This is a genomic window from Glycomyces tarimensis, from assembly GCF_054776215.1.
The window spans coordinates 268,905-285,951 of record NZ_BAAHCB010000001.1 but is presented as its reverse complement, the minus strand read 5'-3'; the positions used below and the strand labels follow the sequence as shown (position 1 = coordinate 285,951).

The 17,047-nt window shown below is 69.0% G+C and carries 17 protein-coding genes and 1 tRNA gene; 12 read left to right on the top strand and 6 right to left on the bottom strand.

Annotation, left to right across the window (positions count from 1 at the left end; genetic code table 11):
* The first annotated feature begins 68 nt into the window (after positions 1-68).
* The 3 genes from ACYVK3_RS01345 (at position 69) to ACYVK3_RS01335 (ending at position 1,903) form a co-directional block, all read left to right on the top strand.
* A complete protein-coding gene (locus ACYVK3_RS01345) occupies positions 69-932 on the top strand; it encodes a LemA family protein (RefSeq protein WP_460495435.1) in 864 nt (287 codons plus the stop codon).
* A gap of 73 nt (positions 933-1,005) precedes the next feature.
* Positions 1,006-1,695, top strand: a complete 690-nt coding sequence (locus ACYVK3_RS01340; protein ID WP_460495434.1) for a hypothetical protein — start codon at positions 1,006-1,008, stop codon at positions 1,693-1,695.
* Between the two features lie 136 nt (positions 1,696-1,831).
* Positions 1,832-1,903 (top strand) — tRNA-Gln (locus tag ACYVK3_RS01335).
* Positions 1,904-1,912: 9 nt separating this feature from the next.
* On the opposite strand, the gene ACYVK3_RS01330 is transcribed toward ACYVK3_RS01335, so the two are convergent.
* The 4 genes from ACYVK3_RS01330 to ACYVK3_RS01315 are packed head-to-tail and all read right to left on the bottom strand — an operon-like array spanning position 1,913 to position 6,141.
* On the bottom strand, positions 1,913-3,007 hold the full coding sequence (locus ACYVK3_RS01330) for an ROK family protein (protein ID WP_460495432.1): 1,095 nt from the start codon (positions 3,005-3,007) through the stop codon (positions 1,913-1,915).
* Between the two features lie 3 nt (positions 3,008-3,010).
* On the bottom strand, positions 3,011-4,279 hold the full coding sequence (locus ACYVK3_RS01325) for a sugar ABC transporter permease (protein WP_460495430.1): 1,269 nt from the start codon (positions 4,277-4,279) through the stop codon (positions 3,011-3,013).
* Positions 4,276-5,037 carry an ATP-binding cassette domain-containing protein gene (locus tag ACYVK3_RS01320; RefSeq protein ID WP_460495603.1) on the bottom strand — a complete coding sequence of 254 codons (762 nt, stop codon included), beginning with the start codon at positions 5,035-5,037 and terminating at the stop codon, positions 4,276-4,278. Before ACYVK3_RS01320 ends, ACYVK3_RS01325 begins: the two co-directional genes overlap by 4 nt.
* 15 nt (positions 5,038-5,052) lie before the next feature.
* On the bottom strand, positions 5,053-6,141 hold the full coding sequence (locus ACYVK3_RS01315) for a sugar ABC transporter substrate-binding protein (protein WP_460495429.1): 1,089 nt from the start codon (positions 6,139-6,141) through the stop codon (positions 5,053-5,055).
* Between the two features lie 170 nt (positions 6,142-6,311).
* On the opposite strand from ACYVK3_RS01315, the gene glmU reads away from it, so the two are divergent.
* The 8 genes from glmU (at position 6,312) to ACYVK3_RS01275 (ending at position 15,012) form a co-directional block, all read left to right on the top strand.
* Positions 6,312-7,751 (top strand): bifunctional UDP-N-acetylglucosamine diphosphorylase/glucosamine-1-phosphate N-acetyltransferase GlmU, encoded by a 1,440-nt coding sequence (gene glmU / locus ACYVK3_RS01310; RefSeq protein WP_460495428.1) that lies wholly within the window; start codon positions 6,312-6,314, stop codon positions 7,749-7,751.
* Positions 7,752-7,850: 99 nt separating this feature from the next.
* Complete coding sequence (locus tag ACYVK3_RS01305; RefSeq protein WP_460495427.1) at positions 7,851-8,834, top strand: ribose-phosphate diphosphokinase; 984 nt, start codon at positions 7,851-7,853, stop codon at positions 8,832-8,834.
* 264 nt (positions 8,835-9,098) lie between these two features.
* Positions 9,099-9,707: a 50S ribosomal protein L25/general stress protein Ctc gene (locus ACYVK3_RS01300; protein WP_460495426.1), complete on the top strand. Its 609-nt coding sequence runs from the start codon at positions 9,099-9,101 to the stop codon at positions 9,705-9,707.
* Between the two features lie 24 nt (positions 9,708-9,731).
* Entirely contained in the window at positions 9,732-10,319 is a 588-nt protein-coding gene (pth, locus tag ACYVK3_RS01295; protein WP_460495425.1) for an aminoacyl-tRNA hydrolase, read from the top strand.
* 41 nt (positions 10,320-10,360) lie between these two features.
* Positions 10,361-11,857 (top strand): sugar transferase, encoded by a 1,497-nt coding sequence (locus ACYVK3_RS01290; protein WP_460495423.1) that lies wholly within the window; start codon positions 10,361-10,363, stop codon positions 11,855-11,857.
* 80 nt (positions 11,858-11,937) lie between these two features.
* Positions 11,938-12,735: a 3'(2'),5'-bisphosphate nucleotidase CysQ gene (locus ACYVK3_RS01285; RefSeq protein WP_460495422.1), complete on the top strand. Its 798-nt coding sequence runs from the start codon at positions 11,938-11,940 to the stop codon at positions 12,733-12,735.
* 85 nt (positions 12,736-12,820) lie between these two features.
* Positions 12,821-13,723 (top strand): sulfate adenylyltransferase subunit CysD, encoded by a 903-nt coding sequence (cysD, locus tag ACYVK3_RS01280; protein ID WP_460495421.1) that lies wholly within the window; start codon positions 12,821-12,823, stop codon positions 13,721-13,723.
* Positions 13,723-15,012, top strand: a complete 1,290-nt coding sequence (locus ACYVK3_RS01275) for a sulfate adenylyltransferase subunit 1 (protein ID WP_460495419.1) — start codon at positions 13,723-13,725, stop codon at positions 15,010-15,012. The genes cysD and ACYVK3_RS01275 overlap by 1 nt, the downstream gene beginning before the upstream one ends.
* 414 nt (positions 15,013-15,426) lie before the next feature.
* Here the strand turns inward: ACYVK3_RS01275 and ACYVK3_RS01270 are convergent, their stop codons facing one another.
* Complete coding sequence (locus ACYVK3_RS01270) at positions 15,427-15,771, bottom strand: MmcQ/YjbR family DNA-binding protein (protein ID WP_460495417.1); 345 nt, start codon at positions 15,769-15,771, stop codon at positions 15,427-15,429.
* A 53-nt stretch (positions 15,772-15,824) separates the two neighbouring features.
* Entirely contained in the window at positions 15,825-16,082 is a 258-nt protein-coding gene (locus ACYVK3_RS01265) for a hypothetical protein (protein ID WP_460495416.1), read from the bottom strand.
* Positions 16,083-16,452: 370 nt separating this feature from the next.
* Between ACYVK3_RS01265 and ACYVK3_RS01260 the strand changes: the two genes are divergently transcribed.
* A partial coding sequence (locus ACYVK3_RS01260) for a hypothetical protein (protein WP_460495415.1) occupies positions 16,453-17,047 on the top strand: 595 nt, incomplete at its 3' end.

Here is a 17,047-nt window from a genome sequence, read left to right as displayed (position 1 = left end):
CTTGGCGGTGGGAAGGCCCGTCCGCGCGGTTCCACCGCGCTGGCGTAGATGGGCTAGGCTCTCGTTTCATGACCACAGCCATCGTGATCCTCGTAGTGGTGCTGCTGATAGCGCTGATCCTGGTGTTCGTCGCGCTGGGCGGGCGCAACAAGCTGGTGCGGCTGCGCAACATCACCCAGGAGTCGTGGGCGCAGATCGACGTGGAGCTGCAACGCCGGTACGACTTGCTGGACAACCTGATGCACGTGGTCCAGCAGGCCGCCGGCGCGGAGAACGCGACGTTGAACCAGGTCGCTCAGGCGCGGGCGGCGGCCATGCACGCGCGCCACGACCCGAACCAGGGCCACGCCGCCCAGGGCCAGGCCGAGGGCCAGCTCTCGGGAGCGATCCGGGGCGTGATCCACATGCAGGAGGCGTACCCGACGCTCAAGACCAACCAGAACTTCCTCCAGCTCCAGGCCGAGATCGTGGAGACCGAGAACCGCATCGCGGCACCGCGCCGGTTCTACAACGCGAACGTCCGCGAGTACAACACCGCGCTCCAGGTCTTCCCGGGGAACATCTCGGCGAAGATGGGCGACTTCCAGCCCGAGGAGTACTTCGAGCTCGACAGCCCGGAGGCCCGCCAGGCCCCGCGCCTGCGCGATATGGGCCAGCCCGGCTACATGCAGCCCCAGCAGCCCCAGCAGCAGCTCCCGCCGCAGCCGGCTCCCGGCCAGATGCCGTACCAGCCCCCGCAGCAGCCCGGCTACCCGCAGCAGCCGGCGTACGGCCAGCCGCAGGCCCAGCCCGGCTACGGTCAGCCGCAGGCGCAGCCCGGCTACGGTCAGCCGCAGGCGCAGCCCGGCTACGGCCAGCCCCACCCCGGCTACCCGCAGCAGCCGCAGCAGCCCCAACCGCCGGGGTACGGCCAGCAGCCCTACGGCCGGTAACCGCCACTGACCGACCACCCCCGACCCGACCGCTCGGCGGCCCGAACGCTTCGCCTTGAAGGAACTCCCCCCAGTGAACGAGATACTGCTCGCCCAGGAGAGCAGCAACGATGTCACCGACTGGCTGGTCTACGTCCTCTGCGGGCTGGCGGTCGCCGCCATCGCCTACTTCGGCTACCGCGCCAGGCAGAAGAAGATCGCCGCCTACCGGGCCTGGGCCGCTCAGTACGGCTACCACTACGAGCCGCGCGACGACTCGGTCGTGGGCCTGTCGAGCATGGAGCCGTTCAACACCGGCCGCTCGCGCCAGGGCCTCGACGTCTTCCGGGGCATGTACAAGAACACGCACCTGCTGTTCTTCCAGTACAACTACACGACCGGTTCGGGCAAGAACTCCACGACCCACACCAACCAAGTCGTCGCGATCGGCCTGCCCACCGCCCGCCCGCTGCTCGACATCAGCCGGGAGAACGCGTTCTCCAAGCGCTTCCAGAAGGACATCGACTTCGAGAACCAGCGCTTCAACGACACCTTCAGGGTCAAAGCGCCCAACCGCCGGTTCGCGTTCGACGTGATCCACGCCCGCACCATGGAATGGATGCTCGCCGACCAGCGGGCACTGTCCTACCCGTGGCGCTTCGAAGGCCCGTGGCTGATGACCATCCGATCGGGGCCGCTCAAGCTCGAAGAGGTCTTCTTCTACGCGGACTTCCTGCTCGACGTGTACGCCCAAGTGCCCCGGCACGTATGGTCGAACCGCTGAGCCCGCCTCCGAGGGGCGGCGCACCCGAACCTCCGCAACGGAGGCGACGTCCGCGTCCCAGCGCCCCGGCACGTGCGCTCGAACGTATGGCGTTATCCTTGACCGGGCCGCACCGTCCACTCGACGCGGCCCGCATTGGCCCATGGTGTAATCGGCAACACTACTGATTTTGGTTCAGTCATTCCAGGTTCGAGTCCTGGTGGGCCAGCGACTACCGTCAGCGCATGTCGTCGATGAGCGCCTCGAAGCCCGTCTCCGCCGCGCCCACCAGCGGCCCCTCCGCCCCCAACGTCGGCGTCCGCAACCGCAGCCTCGCCCGCAACTGCGGCAGCGTCGCCTCCGCCAGGCTCGAGCGCACCGTCGCCGCCGAGGCCAGATACAGCTCGCGCAGCCACCCGCCGAAGAGGATCTCGTCCGGGTTCGTCGCCGTCACCACCGCGCCCAGCGCCCGCCCCATGAACTCGCCCGAGCGCTGCACCGTCTCCCGCGCCACCGTGTCGCCCATCCACGCCGCCACCGTCGTCGATTCGATCGTCTCCGAATACTCGAACGGCCCCATCTCGGCCTCCAGACACCCGCGCAGCCCGCACCGGCACGCCATGCCGCCCGGATTCACCACGATGTGACCCAACACGATCGACGAGCTGCCTCGCCGCGGCCGCCCGTCCGCCACCATCCCCGCGGTCAGGCCCCGCCCGCCGTGCAGATACAGCAGATTCGACGAGGCTCCCGCCTCGCCGCGCGACCACTCGCCCACCGCCGCCGCCGTCGCCGTGTCGACCACACGCCAGCGCCGCCCCGTCTCCTTCTGCAAGTCATCGCCGAAATCGCGGCCGTCCCAGCCCAGCTCACTCGACTGCGCGACCACGCCGCCGTCGACGAGCCCCGGCACCGCCGCCACCGCGTCGGACACCTCGGCCTCGTCCAGCAGCCGCGCGACCGCCGCTGCCGCCTGCGACGCCTCGACGTCCTCGCCCAGCCTCGCCTCGGCTCGTTCCAGCACCGCCCCGCCGAGCCCGACCACCGCGAGGCGGACCAGGTCGGCGCGGATCTCGACCGCCGCGACCGTCGCCGCCTCCGCCACGCACTCCACCAGCGTCGAAGGCCGACCGGCGCTGCCGGTCGACCTCCCCGTCGTCTCGTGAATGTGGCCCGACTGCGACAGGTCCGCCGCGAGCGCCCCGATCGTGGACCGGTTCAGGCCCAGCGCCTCGGTCAGTTCGGCCCGCGTCTGCGGCCCGTGGCGGTGCAGTTGCTCGAGCAGGGCACTGCGGTTTCGCCGGCGCAGCTCCTCCGTGGCTGGTCGGGCCACCGGTCAATGCCTGCCGAAGAGCGAACCCCGGCCGCGGGACATCGCGTCGACGGCGGCCGCGAGCAGCAGCACCGCCCCGGTCACCCCGAAACGAACCCCGGCGCTCAGGCCCATGAGCCCCATGCCGTTGTTGATGATCGCCACAACCGCCCCTCCAAGCAGGGCCGCACGTACCGTTCCCTTGCCACCGAACAGGCTAGCACCGCCGATCACAGCGGCCCCGACAGAAAGCAGCAGCACATTGGAACCACCGGTGTTCGGGTCCACCGACGCCGCCCGGGACGCCGCGACGATGCCGCCGACGGCCGCCATCGAGGAGCAGATCACGAACGCGGCGATGCGAACCCGGTCGACCGCGACGCCGGCCCGCAAGGCCGCCTCGGCGTTCCCGCCGACGGCGTACAGGTGCCGCCCGAACCTGGTGCGGTGCAGCACGAACGACCACACCACGAACAGGAATCCGAGCACCACCACGACGATCGGCACGCCGGTGAGCGACACGAGCTGCGGGTTGGCCGAGCGCTCCATGTTCAGCAGGAACACCGTCGCCGTCAGCAGCGCCGCGAGCGCTCCGACGCGGGCGCACACCACCGGGAACGGGTCGTGGACGAGACCGCGGGCGGCCCGCCTGCGCCAGCGCGAGAACTGGAGCGCCCCGTAAGCGGCCACGGTCAGCGCCAGCAGCGCCCACCCCTGCCAGCGGGTGAGGTTGCCGCCCGCGATGGCCTTGACGACCTCGTTGTCGATGGTGATGTTGGTCCCCTCTTTGAGGACGATGAGCACCAGACCCTGGAACGCCAGGAACGCCGCGAGCGTCACCACGAACGAGGGCACCCCGAGCTTGACGACGAGCGTCCCCAGCGTCAGCCCGATGATCGCGCCGCAGACGATCGCCACCCCGATGCCGACCGGCCACGGCATGCCCCAGTCGGTGAGGAGCACCGCCATGATCGCCGCGCACAGCCCCGAGGCATACCCGGCGGACAGGTCGATCTCGCCGATGATGAGGACGAACACGAGCCCCATCGCGATGCAGGCGACGGCCGCGCCCTGCCCGAAGAGGTTGGCGAGGTTCCCCACGGACAGGAACACCGGCTCGACGAAGCCGAAGACGGCGCACAGCGCGACGATCCCGGCGACGGCCGGCAGCGCGCCGACCTCGCCGCCGCGGACCTTGACGACGTACCCGCGGGCGTGGTCGACGACCGACCGGACGGCGCCGCGCTCGGTCTCGGCCTCGGGCTCGGGGCGGGTCTGGAGATTCGCGGTCACTGCCGGACTCCGTTCGTTTCGGTGAGGCCGACGGTGCCGGACCGGCCGCTGGTGATGAGCTCGACGACCTGCGACTGGGTCGTGTCGGCGGCGTCGAGGACGGCGGCCATGCGGCCGAGGTAGAGGGTGGCGATGCGGTCGGCCACGGCGAACACGTCGTTGAGGTTGTGGCTGATGTACAGGACGGCCAGGCCCTGGTCGGCGAGGCGTCGGATGAGCTCGAGGACCTGCCTGGTCTGGGCGACGCCGAGGGCGGCGGTCGGTTCGTCGAGGATGACGAGCCTGGAGTTCCACAGCACGGCCTTGGCGATGGCGACCGTCTGGCGCTGGCCGCCGGAGAGGCTGGCGACGGTCTGGCGGAGGTTGCGGATGGTCCGCACGGCCAGGGAGTCGAGCGTCTCGGCGGCGAGCTGCTCCATGGCGTCGTCGTCGAGGACGACGCCATGGCGCTTCTCCCGCCCGAGGAACATGTTGTCGACGACGTCGAGGTTGTCGCACAGGGCGAGGTCCTGGTAGACGATCTCGATGCCGAGGGCGGCGGCGTCGCGGGGGCCGTGGATCTCGCGCACCCGGTCTTCGACGGCGATGGTGCCGCCGTCGATGGCGTGGATGCCCGCGATGCATTTGACCAGCGTCGACTTGCCGGCCCCGTTATCGCCGACGAGGGCGCAGACCTCGCCGGCGTCGATGGCAAGGTCGACCTCGGAGAGGACTTCGACGGGGCCGAAGCTCTTGGAGATGCGGGAGAGTTCGAGCAGCACTTGTCGGGGTCCTTACTCGGAGAGTCCGGCTTCGTCGCAGAGGGCGGCGTAGTCGCCGGCGCACAGGTCGTCGTAGGCGATGTAGCCGTCGTCGAGGACGATCTGCATGTTCTCGGTGGTGATCGGCACGGGGTCGAGCAGGACCGCGGGGACGTCGGCTTCGCTGACCGGGTCGGTCACGGAGAACTCGGTCTCGGGCCGGTCGCCGTTCGCGAGCGCGACGGCGAGGTCGGCGGCGGCGTTGGCCTCCTGTTCGATGGCCTTGTAGACGGTCATGCACTGGTCGCCGGTGAGGATGTTCTGGAGGCCTTGGAGGGTGGCGTCCTGCCCCGTGACCGGGACGGTGCCGTTGAGGCCGTTGCGCTCCAGGACGGTGATGACGGCGTGGGCGAGCCCGTCGTTGGCGGCCAGGACGCCGTCGATCTGGGCGCCGGTGTCGGTGAGCATCTGGTCGAAGATGGTGCCGCCCTGGGCGTTGTCCCAGTCGGGCACCCACTCGTCGGGTCCCTTCTCGAACTCGCCGGATTCGTAGAGCGGGTCGAGCACGGAGTCGTAGCCGTTCTTGAACAGGGTGGCGTTGTTGTCGGTGGGGGAGCCGTTGAGCTCGGCGACCAGCGGTGTGTCGACGCCTTCGAGGCATTGGACGAGGGTCTCGCCCTGGAGGCGGCCGACGGCCTCGTTGTCGAAGCTGACGTAGTAGTCGGCGCCGCCGCCTTCGGTGAGGCGGTCGTAGTCGATGGTGGCGACGCCCTGGTCCTTGGCGTTCTCGATGACGGTGGCGCCGGTCCCGGAGTCGAGGTTGACGGTGATGAGGACGTTGACGCCGCTGGTGAGCATCTGGTCGGCGATGGTCTGGAAGTCCTCGCGGCTGCCCTGGGCGTTCTGGATGTCGTAGTCGACGCCGGCCGCCTCGAAGGCCGCCTCGAGGTAGGCCCGGTCGGCGGTCTCCCACCGGTCCGATGAGGCGGAGTCGGGGAGGATCACGCCGATGAGCGGGGTGTCCTCGTCGCCGCTCGAGTCGTCGCCGCCGCCGCAGGCGGCGGCCGTGATGACGAGGCCTGAGGCGGCGGCGAGCGCTGCTGTGGTTCTGAAGATGGTCATGAGAGAGGTACCTCCGATATTTGTTGCTGTCAGCAACATATGACGAGTGACGAAGGTCGCACAAGTCTCGAGGGGCAGAGAAAAACGTTTCAGCGGTAACGATTTGGTAATGGTGGACACAGGTGGGCCATCGCGGTTCACCGCACCGTCACCGATTAGGATTGCCCATCATGAGCAGTGAGCGTTCGGCGATCATCCTGGCCGCAGGTCTCGGCACCCGGATGAAGTCCGCGAAACCCAAGGTCCTCCACGAGCTGCTGGGCCGGACCCTCCTCGGCCACGTGCTCCGCAGTACCAAGGCCATCAGGCCCGACCGGCGCATCGTCGTCGTCGGCGCCGCGGCCGACCAGGTCGCCGCGCACCTCGAGGAGCACGCTCCCGACGTCGAGACGGTCCACCAGGCCGAGCAGCTCGGCACCGGGCACGCCGTCCGCATCGCCATGGAGGCGACCCCGGACCTGACCGGCACGGTCATCGTCGCCTGCGGCGACGCCCCGCTGCTGCGGTCGGACACCCTCAACCAGCTCGTCGAGACCCACGAGAAGGCCGGCAACGCCGCCACCGTCCTCACCGCCGTCGTCGACGACCCGACCGGCTTCGGGCGCATCGTCCGCGACGCCGACGGCGAGGTCCTGCGCAATGTCGAGCACCGCGACGCCGACGCCGACGAGCGCGCCATCCGCGAGATCAACTCCGGCACCTACGCCTTCGACGCCGAGACCCTGCGCGAGCAGCTCGCGCGGATCACCACCGCCAACGACCAGGGCGAGGAGTACCTCACCGACGTCCTCGAGCTCACCCGCGAGGCCGGCAAGCCCATCGGCGCCGTCGTCGTCGACGACCCCACCGAGGTCCTCGGCTGCAACGACCGCGCCCAGCTCGCCGGGCTGCGCCGCATCCTGCAAGGGCGCATCAACACCGAGCTCATGCGCTCGGGCGTCACCATCGAGGACCCCGAGACCACCTGGATCGACGCCGCCGTCAAGGTCGCCCCCGACGTGCTCATCCGTCCCGGATGCCAGCTCAAGGGCGCCACCGCCGTCGACATGGGCGCCGAGATCGGCCCCGACACGACCCTGAACGACACCATCGTCGAGGCCGGCGCCACGGTCGTGCGCAGCCACGCCGACCAGGCCACCGTCGGCGAGAACGCCACCGTCGGCCCGTTCTCCTTCCTGCGCCCCGGCGCGAAGCTCGGCGAGGGCGCCAAGGTCGGCGCCTACGTCGAGGTCAAGAAGTCCGAGATCGGCCCCGGCGCCAAGGTTCCGCACCTGTCCTACGTCGGCGACGCCACCATCGGCGCCAAGGCCAACGTCTCGGCGGGGGTCATCATCGCCAACTACGACGGCGTCGCCAAGCACCAGACCACCATCGGCGAAGGCTCCTTCGTCGGCTCCGACTCGGTCCTCATCGCCCCGGTGGACATCGCCGACGGCAGCTACGTCGCGGCCGGTTCGGCCATCAACGCCGACGTCGCCCCCGGCGAGCTCGCCATCGCCCGCGGCCGCCAGGCCAACAAGGAAGGCTGGGTGGCCAAGAACCGCGCCGGCACCGTCACCGATGAGGCTGCGAAGCGTGCGCTCAAAGATGAAGAAGTTGCCGGAGAGTAACGGCACATTTAACACCCCCGTCGGTGTGCGCCGCTTGTTCGGGCAGGAGACACTTGAACCGTCGAGGTTCAGGTGAAGACCTATGGGGGATCCAACGCCATGGCGAGCATGTCCGCTGTCAACTCCAAGATGCTCATGCTGTTCTCCGGGCGCGGTTACCCGGAGCTGGCGGAGGAGATCGGGAAGCACCTCGGGGTCGCGCCGACCCCGATGAGCGCCTACTCCTTCGCGAACGGCGAGCTGTTCGTCCGCTATCAGGAGTCCGTGCGCGGCTGCGACGCCTTCGTGGTGCAGTCCATGCCGGCGCCGATCAACGAATGGGTCATGGAGACCCTCATCATGATCGACGCGCTCAAGCGCGGCTCGGCCAAGCGCATCACCGTGGTGCTGCCCTTCTACCCGTACGCGCGCCAGGACAAGAAGCACCGCGGCCGCGAGCCGATCTCCGCGCGCCTCATGGCCGACATGTTCAAGTGCGCCGGCGCCGACCGCATCCTCACCGTAGACCTCCACACCGCCCAGATCCAGGGCTTCTTCGACGGCCCGGTCGACCACCTCTTCGCGATGGGCACGCTCGCGCGCTACGTCGAGGAGAAGTACGCCGACCGCCAGATGGCCGTCGTCTCACCCGACACCGGGCGCGTGCGCCTGGCCGAGCGCTGGTCGGACCGCCTCGGCGGCTGCCCGATCGCCTTCGTGCACAAGACCCGCGACCCGCTCAAGCCCAACCAGGTCGTGGCGAATCGGGTCGTCGGCGACGTCGACGGCCGCACCTGCCTGGTCATCGACGACATGATCGACACCGCCGGCACGATCTGCTCGACCGCCGAGCTCCTCCAGGAGGAGGGCGTCGAGGACATCGTCATCGCCACCACCCACGGGATCATGTCCGACCCGGCGGCCGAGCGGCTCGCCGCCGCCCCGGTCAGCGAGGTCATCGTCACCAACACGCTCCCGCTGCCGCAGAAGGTCGCCGAGCTCGAGAAGATCACCGTCCTGTCCATCGCCCCGCTGGTCGCCAAGGCCATCTGGGAGGTCTTCAACGACGGCTCGGTCACCACCCTGTTCGGTGGCCTCTCCTGACATGTCCACGGCTCGCGGGCTTCGACGCGGTGCCAATGTACGGCTCGCAAGCTTCACCGTGAGGATCACACATCGACGCCCGTGAGAAGCGCGGATGAACGCTCGTAGTAGGCTTGTGGGGTTGCCGACGGCGAGGGTGTCCTCCAAATGGGCGCCGTTATCGACGCAAAGGCGTAGGTCTAACGCAGGACTGTTCTGTCCTTCTGATGCCGACGTGAGCGTCGAGCGCCGCGAGAATTTTCTGAGAACCAGGGGAGTATTTCCGTGTCCGAAGTTCGTATCAGCGCAGAGCCTCGCACTGACTTCGGGAAGGGCGGTGCGCGCCGTACACGCCGGGCTGGAAAGGTTCCGGCCGTGGTCTACGGCCACGGCGAGAAGCCTCGTCACATCTCTCTTCCCTCGCTTGAGTTCGCGGCCATCCTCCGCAAGGGCGGCCTCAACCAGCTCATCGAGATCGAGGTGACCGACGGCAGCCGCGAGCTGGTCATTCCCAAGGACCTCCAGCGCGACCCGTTGAAGGACGACATCGTCCACGCCGACCTGCTGATCGTGCGCCGCGGTGAGAAGATCACCACCGACGTGGTCGTCCACTGGACGGGTGAAGTCGAAAAGGGCGGCCTGGTCGTCCACGAGGTCGACTCGCTCAGCATCGAGGCCGAAGCCACCGTCATTCCCGAGTCGATCGAGGTCTCCCTCGAAGGACTGGCCGTCGGATCGCAGCGGACCGCCGCCGAGATCCAGGTGCCCAGGGGCGTCACGCTGCTGACCGACCCCGAGACCGTCCTCGCCTCGGTCACCGTCCCGCGCGCCGAGGCCGCGGCCGAGGAGACCGAGGAAGAGGAAGCCGAGGGCGAAGCCGCCCCGGCCGAGTAGCCGAAGCAGAGTAATACTAAGGACATGACCGACTCCTCGACCATCGTGGTCGGCCTGGGCAACCCCGGGCCGAAGTACGCCGCGAACCGTCACAACGTCGGTTTCATGATCGCCGACGTGCTCGCCCAGCGCGTCGGCGGTCGTTTCGCCGTGAGTCGCAAAGCCCGCGCCGAGATGTGCGAGGCCCGCTTGGGGATAGGCGGGCCTCGCGTCATCCTCGTCAAGCCCCTGACGTTCATGAACCTCGCCGGCGAGGCCGTCGGTCCGCTCGCGAAGTACTTCAACGTCGCGCCCGAATCGGTCATCGCCGTCCACGACGAGCTCGACATCCCTTACGGGCAGCTGCGGATCAAGCGCGGCGGCGGCGAAGGCGGCCACAACGGCCTGCGTTCGCTCTCCAAGCACCTCGGCACCAAGGACTACGCGCGGGTGCGGTTCGGCGTCGGCCGCCCGCCGGGCCGCCAGGACGCCGCCGACTACGTCCTCAAGGACTTCTCCAAGGCCGAGCGCGCCGAGCTCGATCTGAACATCGAGCTGGCCGCCGACGCCGTCGAGGCCGTCATCGAGAAGGGCGTCGAACCGGCCCAGAACATCTTCAACGTCGCAAAGTAGCCGCGGCGTCACTCTTTGTTCCCTCGGTCGTTAGATCGAATGTGACGGCAACAGAGGCACGTGGAGATCTGCGACAGGCCGGGACCGGCGGGCACGTCTACTCGATCAATCAGCAGCAGGGGCGCCGATTCAGCGCCCCGCCGGCCTGGCAGCGCAAATACTTCACCGGGATCGTCGGCAGCGACATCGCCGCCGGCTTCATCGGCGCCGCGGTCGCCTTCTTCGCGCGTTTCGGCGGCCTGAACGACCACAGCCAGCTCTACGTGCTCGCCCTGATCGCCATGCCCGCGGCGTGGCTCGCCGCGCTCGGGCTGTCCCGCGCGTTCGAGAGCCGGTACCTGTTCGTCGGCACCGAGGAGTACCAGCGCGTCGTCCACGCCGCGGTCGCCCTGACCGCCGTCGTCGCGCTCGTCTCCTACGGTCTGGAGCTGCCGACCTCGCGCGTGTTCGTGCTCATCGCCATCCCGACCGCCGCCTTCGCCTCCATCGCCGCGCGCTTCGCCTGGCGCAAATGGCTGCACCGGATGCGGCGCCAGGGCAGGTGCATGAAGCGCGTCGTCCTGGTCGGCCACGAGTCCTCCGTGGCCGCGCTGATCGTGCAGCTGCGGCGCGAGCACTACCACGGGCTCAACGTGGTCGCGGCCTGTCTGCCGACCGAGCGGGCCGAAGGCGCGCTGCTGGAGTTCGACACCCGTGTCCGCGGGACCTTCGATCGCATCGGCGAGGCCGTCGCCGCCGAGCGCGCCGACACCGTGATCGTCCTCTCGTGCCCCGAGATCGACGGACAGGCGCTTCGCCGCCTCGCGTGGAAGCTCGAGCGGTCGGAAGTGGACCTGATCGTGGCCTCGGCGCTCGTCGACGTCGCCGGAGACCGCACCACGGTGCGCCCGGTCGACGGCCTGCCGATGCTGCACCTCGACCACGCCAACCTGACCGGCGTGCGCCGCTGGGCGAAGGGCACGGTCGACAAGCTCGGCGCGGCCTTCCTGCTGTTCATGCTCGCGCCGCTGCTGCTGGGCGCGGCGTTCCTGATCCGCTGCACCTCCCCGGGGCCGGCGGTCTTCAAGCAGGAGCGCATCGGCAAGGACGGACAGCCGTTCACCATCTGGAAGTTCCGCACCATGTACACCGACGCCGAGCGGCGTCTGGCCCACCTGACGCACCTCAACGAGACCGACGGCGTCCTGTTCAAGATGGAGGACGACCCGCGCATCACCCCGGTCGGCAAGTATCTGCGGCGCTTCTCGATCGACGAGTTCCCGCAGTTGGTGAACGTGCTGCGCGGCGACATGAGCCTGGTCGGGCCGCGCCCGCCGCTGGCGACCGAGGTCGCCGCCTACGAGGCCGACATGCGCCGCCGCCTGGTCGTCAAGCCGGGTATGACGGGCCTGTGGCAGGTCTCGGGCCGCTCCGACCTGCCGTGGGAGGAGGCGGTGCGTCTCGATCTGCGCTACGTCGAGCACTGGACGCTCTCGCTCGACTTCGTGATCCTGCTGCGCACGGTCACCGCGATCCTGAGGCCCCGCGGAGCCTATTAGCATCCGAGGGCATCTCCCATCCACCGGGATCACGCCGCCACCATTTGGACGGCGTTGTGACGCAGCGTAGACTGCCCGTTATGACCGAAGCCCCTACCGCGACTCCGGAGGCCGCCTCCGAAGCCGACGTGGCGTTCGCGGCTGCATTGGCAACCGGCGCAGGGGAGCTGCTGCTCAAGCTCCGCGCCGAACTCGGCTTCGACGACGCCCGCGCTCTCAAGGACGCCGGCGACAAGGAGGCCAACGACTTCCTGCTCGGCCGCCTCGCCGACGAACGCGCCGGCGACGCCGTCCTCTCCGAGGAGGCCGCGGGCGAACAGGGACGCAGCGGCACCGCCCGTCTGGATGCCGACCGGGTCTGGATCATCGACCCGCTCGACGGCACCCGCGAGTACTCCGAGGCCGGCCGCGACGACTGGGCCGTGCACGTGGGCCTGTGGCAGCGCGACCTCGGCCTCACCGCCGCCGCGGTCGCCCTGCCCGCGCAAGGTGTGACCTTGCGCACCGACAAGGCCTATGGAGTGCCCGGCTCCCTGCTCGACCGCCCGCGCATCGCCGTGTCTCGCACCAGGCCCCCGGCACAGGCCGAGGCCGCCGCCGCGGCCCTCGACGCCACCCTCGTCCCGTGGGGATCGGCCGGAGCGAAGGTGATGGCCGTCGTCGAAGGTAAGGTGGACGCCTATGTGCATGCCGGTGGGCAGTACGAGTGGGACTCGGCCGCTCCGGTCGCCGTAGCGCTCGCCTCCGGCTGGCATGCCACCCGGATCGACGGCAGTCCCCTGCGGTACAACAACCCCGATCCATACCTGCCAGACCTGCTGGTCTGCCGCCCCGACCTGGCCGAGCCGCTGCTCGCGGCGGTCAACGGAGCGGCTTGACACCGGCCCGGCTCAACCAGGCGCGCCGGGCCGCCATGACGAACCGAACCCCTGCAGGGGTCCTGCTGAGAGGAGTGTTGCGCCGGTGAGCGACTACCGCGTCAGCCATCTCGCCGCGCTGGAGGCGGAGGCGATCTTCATTTTCCGTGAGGTCGCCGCGACCTGTCAGCGACCAGTGCTGCTCTTCTCGGGGGGCAAGGACTCGATCGTCATGCTCCACCTGGCGCAGAAGGCCTTCGCGCCCGCGCCGATCCCGTTCCCGGTCATGCACGTCGACACCGGGCAGAACTTCGACGAGGTCATCGACTACCGCGACCGCAGGGTCGCCCAGACCGGCATCCAGCTCCTCGTCGCCTCCGTCCAGGACGCGATCGACCGCGGTCTGGTCACCGAGCCGCCGGACGGCACCCGCAACCGCATCCAGACGCCCGTCCTCCTCGAGGCGGCCGAGAAGTACCAGTTCGACGCCCTCTTCGGAGGCGCCCGCCGCGACGAAGAGAAGGCCCGCGCCAAGGAGCGCGTCTTCTCCTTCCGCGACGACTTCGGCCAGTGGGACCCCAAGAACCAGCGCCCCGAGCTGTGGAACCTGTACAACGGCCGGGTCCACCCCGGCGAGCAGATCCGGGTATTCCCGCTCTCGAACTGGACCGAGCTCGACGTGTGGCGCTACATCGGCGACCAGGGCATCGAGCTGCCGCCGGTGTACTTCGCCGCCGATCGCGAGGTCGTCGAGCGCGACGGGATGCTCTACGCGGTCAACCGCTTCATCCAGCCGAAGGACGGCGAGCAGGTCTTCACCGAGAAGATCCGCTACCGCACCGTCGGCGACGCGACCCTGACCGCCGGCGTGCGATCCGACGCGAGCACCGTCGACCAGATCATCGCCGAGGTCGCCGCCACCCGCATCACCGAGCGCGGCGCCACCCGCGGCGACGACAAGACCTCCGAAGCCGCGATGGAAGACCGCAAACGGGAAGGGTACTTCTAATGACGCAAGCTCAGACCTTCGCGCCCGAGGCGCCCGAAGAGGCCACCGAGCTGCTGCGCTTCGCCACCGCCGGCAGTGTCGACGACGGCAAGTCCACCCTCATCGGGCGGCTGCTGTTCGACACCAAGACGCTGTTCGACGACCAGTGGGACGCCGTCGAGGCCGTCTCCGCCGGCCGCGGCGACGAGTACACCGACCTGGCGCTCCTCACCGACGGCCTGCGAAGCGAACGCGAGCAGGGCATCACCATCGACGTGGCCTACCGCTACTTCGCGACGCCCGAGCGCAAGTTCATCATCGCCGACACGCCCGGCCACATCCAGTACACGCGCAACATGGTCACCGGCGCCTCGACCGCCGACCTCGCGCTGATCCTGGTCGACGCCCGCAAGGGCCTGGTCGAGCAGTCGCGGCGCCACGCGTTCCTGTGCTCGCTGCTGCGCGTGCCCCACATGGTCCTGTGCGTCAACAAGATGGACCTGGTCGACTACGACGAGGACACCTTCAAGCGCATCGAGCAGGAGTTCTCCGCCTTCGCGACCAAGCTCGACATCCCCGACCTCACCGTCGTGCCGATCTCCGCGCTCAAGGGCGACAACGTCGTCAAGCGCTCCGAGAACATGAAGTGGTACGAGGGTCCGAGCCTGCTGCACCACCTGGAGAAGGTCCACATCGCCTCCGACCGGAACCTCGTCGACGTGCGCTTCCCGGTCCAGCAGGTCATCCGGCCGCACTCCAACGACAACCACGACTACCGCGGCTACGCCGGCCAGATCGCCTCGGGGGTCATGAAGCCCGGCGACGAGGTCATGGTCCTGCCCAGCGGCTTCACCTCGAAGATCGCCTCGATCGAGACCGCCGACGGACCCCTCCAAGAGGCCTTCCCGCCGCTGAGCGTCACCGTCCGCCTCGAAGACGAGCTCGACGTCTCCCGCGGCGACATGCTGTGCCGCCCCGGCAACCAGCCGCGCGTCACCCAGGACGTCGAGGCGATGGTCTGCTGGATGGACGAGCAGAAACCGCTGCGCCTGCGCGGCAAGTACGCGATCAAGCACACGACGGCGGACGTGCGCGCCGTCGTCAAGGACGTCCAGTACCAGCTCGACGTCAACACGCTCCACCGCGACGAGAGCGCCACCGAACTCAGACTCAACGAGATCGGCCGCATCACCCTGCGCACCACCAAGCCGCTGCTGTGCGACGACTACCGCCGCAACCGGCTGACGGGTGGATTCATCGTCATCGACGAATCCGACAACCGCACCGTCGCCGCCGGCATCATCGTGTGATACCCAGCGCCGCAACGACATCGAGGCCGGACCCGCACGGGTCCGGCCTCGCCTGCCTCCGGTGGAGAGGGAGACGCTGCTCACTGCAGTCGCGGTATAGGTCGTCGGTTCAGACGCCGTCCACCACATGGACGCAGCAAGCCCGAGCGGTACGAACCCAATCCCAAGCGCCGCATCGACGACGGCACGATCCTCCTCGGCGACCAGGGTTTGCCGGTCACGAGCGTCATCGCCGCCGTCCTCAGCCGCGTCGCGCGCGAAGCGGGCAGGCCCTCGGCGGCCTCGGCCCGGCGACAGTCCCGGCGGCATGGGGACCGACGGCTCCGGCACGGAGACGGTTCAGGTCTGGAGCTTGCCTCAAGGCGTGAGCGGGGACGGTTCGCGGCCCGAGGCAGGACGGGCCGCGAACCGCCGTCAGCGGGCGGCCTCGAAGGCCTTGCGGACCCGCACCGGCGCCTTGCGTTGCCAGGCGTCCTCCACAAGGTCCTCCAGCCGCTCGAGATCGATCCGATCGAGGTCGACCAGGATCATCGCGTACCCGTCGTAGTGCGGCGTCGTGAAGAACGCCGGATCGGCAGCGGCCAGCAGCGCGGCCTTCTCGCTCGGGTCGCACACGATCGCGAGACCGCCCTCGGCCTCGGTGCGCAGCCTGGCGAAGAACCGGCCCTTGACCTTCAACGACGGCGTCTGCCAGCTCGTGGTCTCCTCGACCTCCGGAAACCGCTTCGCGATCGCCACGACATCGTCCCATGTCGGCATGGTGAGGCTCCCTTCGTCGCCTCAATGGTCCCGCGAACCACCGACAATCGGGGTCAGATCGCGCCGATGTAGTCCTGGACGGCGGCGTTCGCGGCCGTCAGCGACTGCGCGGCCTCCTCGGCCTTCTCGCGCGCCTGCTGGTAGAGGCCGATCGCCTCGCCGGGCTTGTCGTGGGCGCTGTCCTCGGCCGCGCTCGCGGTCGTGCCCGCCGCCTCTTCGGCCTTGGACATGAGTTCACGGGCCATACGGGCGGCCTCTTCGCCCTGCTCGACGGCTTGCAGCAGTTGGGCTTTGGCATCCGAGATCGACATCGGACGAGCCTAGCCCGAACGAGGGAGGAATGCGGATCGCCACGCGGGGGGGGCGGGTAGGTGCGGACAGCTCTTCGGCTTCCGGGTCCGTGTGAATGCGGCTTCAAGCGGGCGGCGACGAAGACCTGGGTTCTTTGTGGAGGTTGGGTCGGCGGGCATGCCGGTGGGATGTGCCTCTGCACGGCCAGGGCGGTTCCTTTGTTTCCGGTTTCGCTTGCAGCGCAGGGCGGTTGGTGGCTGGCGGGCCGGAAACGTGAGTGTTTTCCCACCCTAATGGGTGATGACAGGGGTCTTGTGACCTGGGAGAATAGAGGTATAGCACGAACCGGCGGAAACAGCAGGTTCGTACGAGACCTCAAGGAGGTGTCAGATGGCCAAAGCAAGCACGAAGCCCAGCAGGACCGAGCGGACCGAGCGGGCAGCGGCGATCCACACCCACCTTGACGAAGCTGCGGCCATGATCAACCAGGCCCATGCCAAAGTGCTCGCTGATGTGATCGAGGCGAAGGCGTGGAATATCCACCGCGACTGCGACGGCTTCTCGGCCTTGCGGGAGTGGCTGGTCGCCACCTTCGACTTCCACCTCCGCGTCGCCGCCGACCTCGCCGCCATCGCCCGCACCGCAGGTAAGTTCACCGTCCTCGCCCAGACCGCCACCTCCGCTGCCGCGCGCATCGACCGAGTCGCGGCAGCCGTACGCCGCCTGGACGCCACCAAGGCCCTCCGCGTCTACGCGAGGACTCCCTACCGCAAACCGGTCCCTTCCCCGTTCGACGCGGACATCCTCTGCCCCACCCCGGAGCACTTGATCGCCGAGTACTGCATTCACGCGACGGTGAAGGACGTGCACGCCCAGCTCGACGAGCTCCAAGCCGCCCTCGACTCCGGTGAGGAGCTGTTGGACGGGCTCGGGCAGCAGTCGTTGCAGCGGCTCGACCTGGTGGAGACCGAGAACGGCATGTTCG

Excerpts from the sequence above, each read along its gene's own strand:
- ACYVK3_RS01265 (WP_460495416.1), bottom strand. The coding sequence starts at position 16,082 with ATGTCGATCTCGGATGCCAAAGCCCAACTGCTGCAAGCCGTCGAGCAG.
- ACYVK3_RS01285 (WP_460495422.1), top strand. The coding sequence starts at position 11,938 with ATGACCGAAGCCCCTACCGCGACTCCGGAGGCCGCCTCCGAAGCCGAC.
- ACYVK3_RS01305 (WP_460495427.1), top strand. The coding sequence starts at position 7,851 with ATGGCGAGCATGTCCGCTGTCAACTCCAAGATGCTCATGCTGTTCTCC.
- ACYVK3_RS01275 (WP_460495419.1), top strand. The coding sequence starts at position 13,723 with ATGACGCAAGCTCAGACCTTCGCGCCCGAGGCGCCCGAAGAGGCCACC.
- glmU (WP_460495428.1), top strand. The coding sequence starts at position 6,312 with ATGAGCAGTGAGCGTTCGGCGATCATCCTGGCCGCAGGTCTCGGCACC.
- ACYVK3_RS01315 (WP_460495429.1), bottom strand. The coding sequence starts at position 6,141 with ATGACCATCTTCAGAACCACAGCAGCGCTCGCCGCCGCCTCAGGCCTC.
- ACYVK3_RS01345 (WP_460495435.1), top strand. The coding sequence starts at position 69 with ATGACCACAGCCATCGTGATCCTCGTAGTGGTGCTGCTGATAGCGCTG.
- ACYVK3_RS01270 (WP_460495417.1), bottom strand. The coding sequence starts at position 15,771 with ATGCCGACATGGGACGATGTCGTGGCGATCGCGAAGCGGTTTCCGGAG.
- pth (WP_460495425.1), top strand. The coding sequence starts at position 9,732 with ATGACCGACTCCTCGACCATCGTGGTCGGCCTGGGCAACCCCGGGCCG.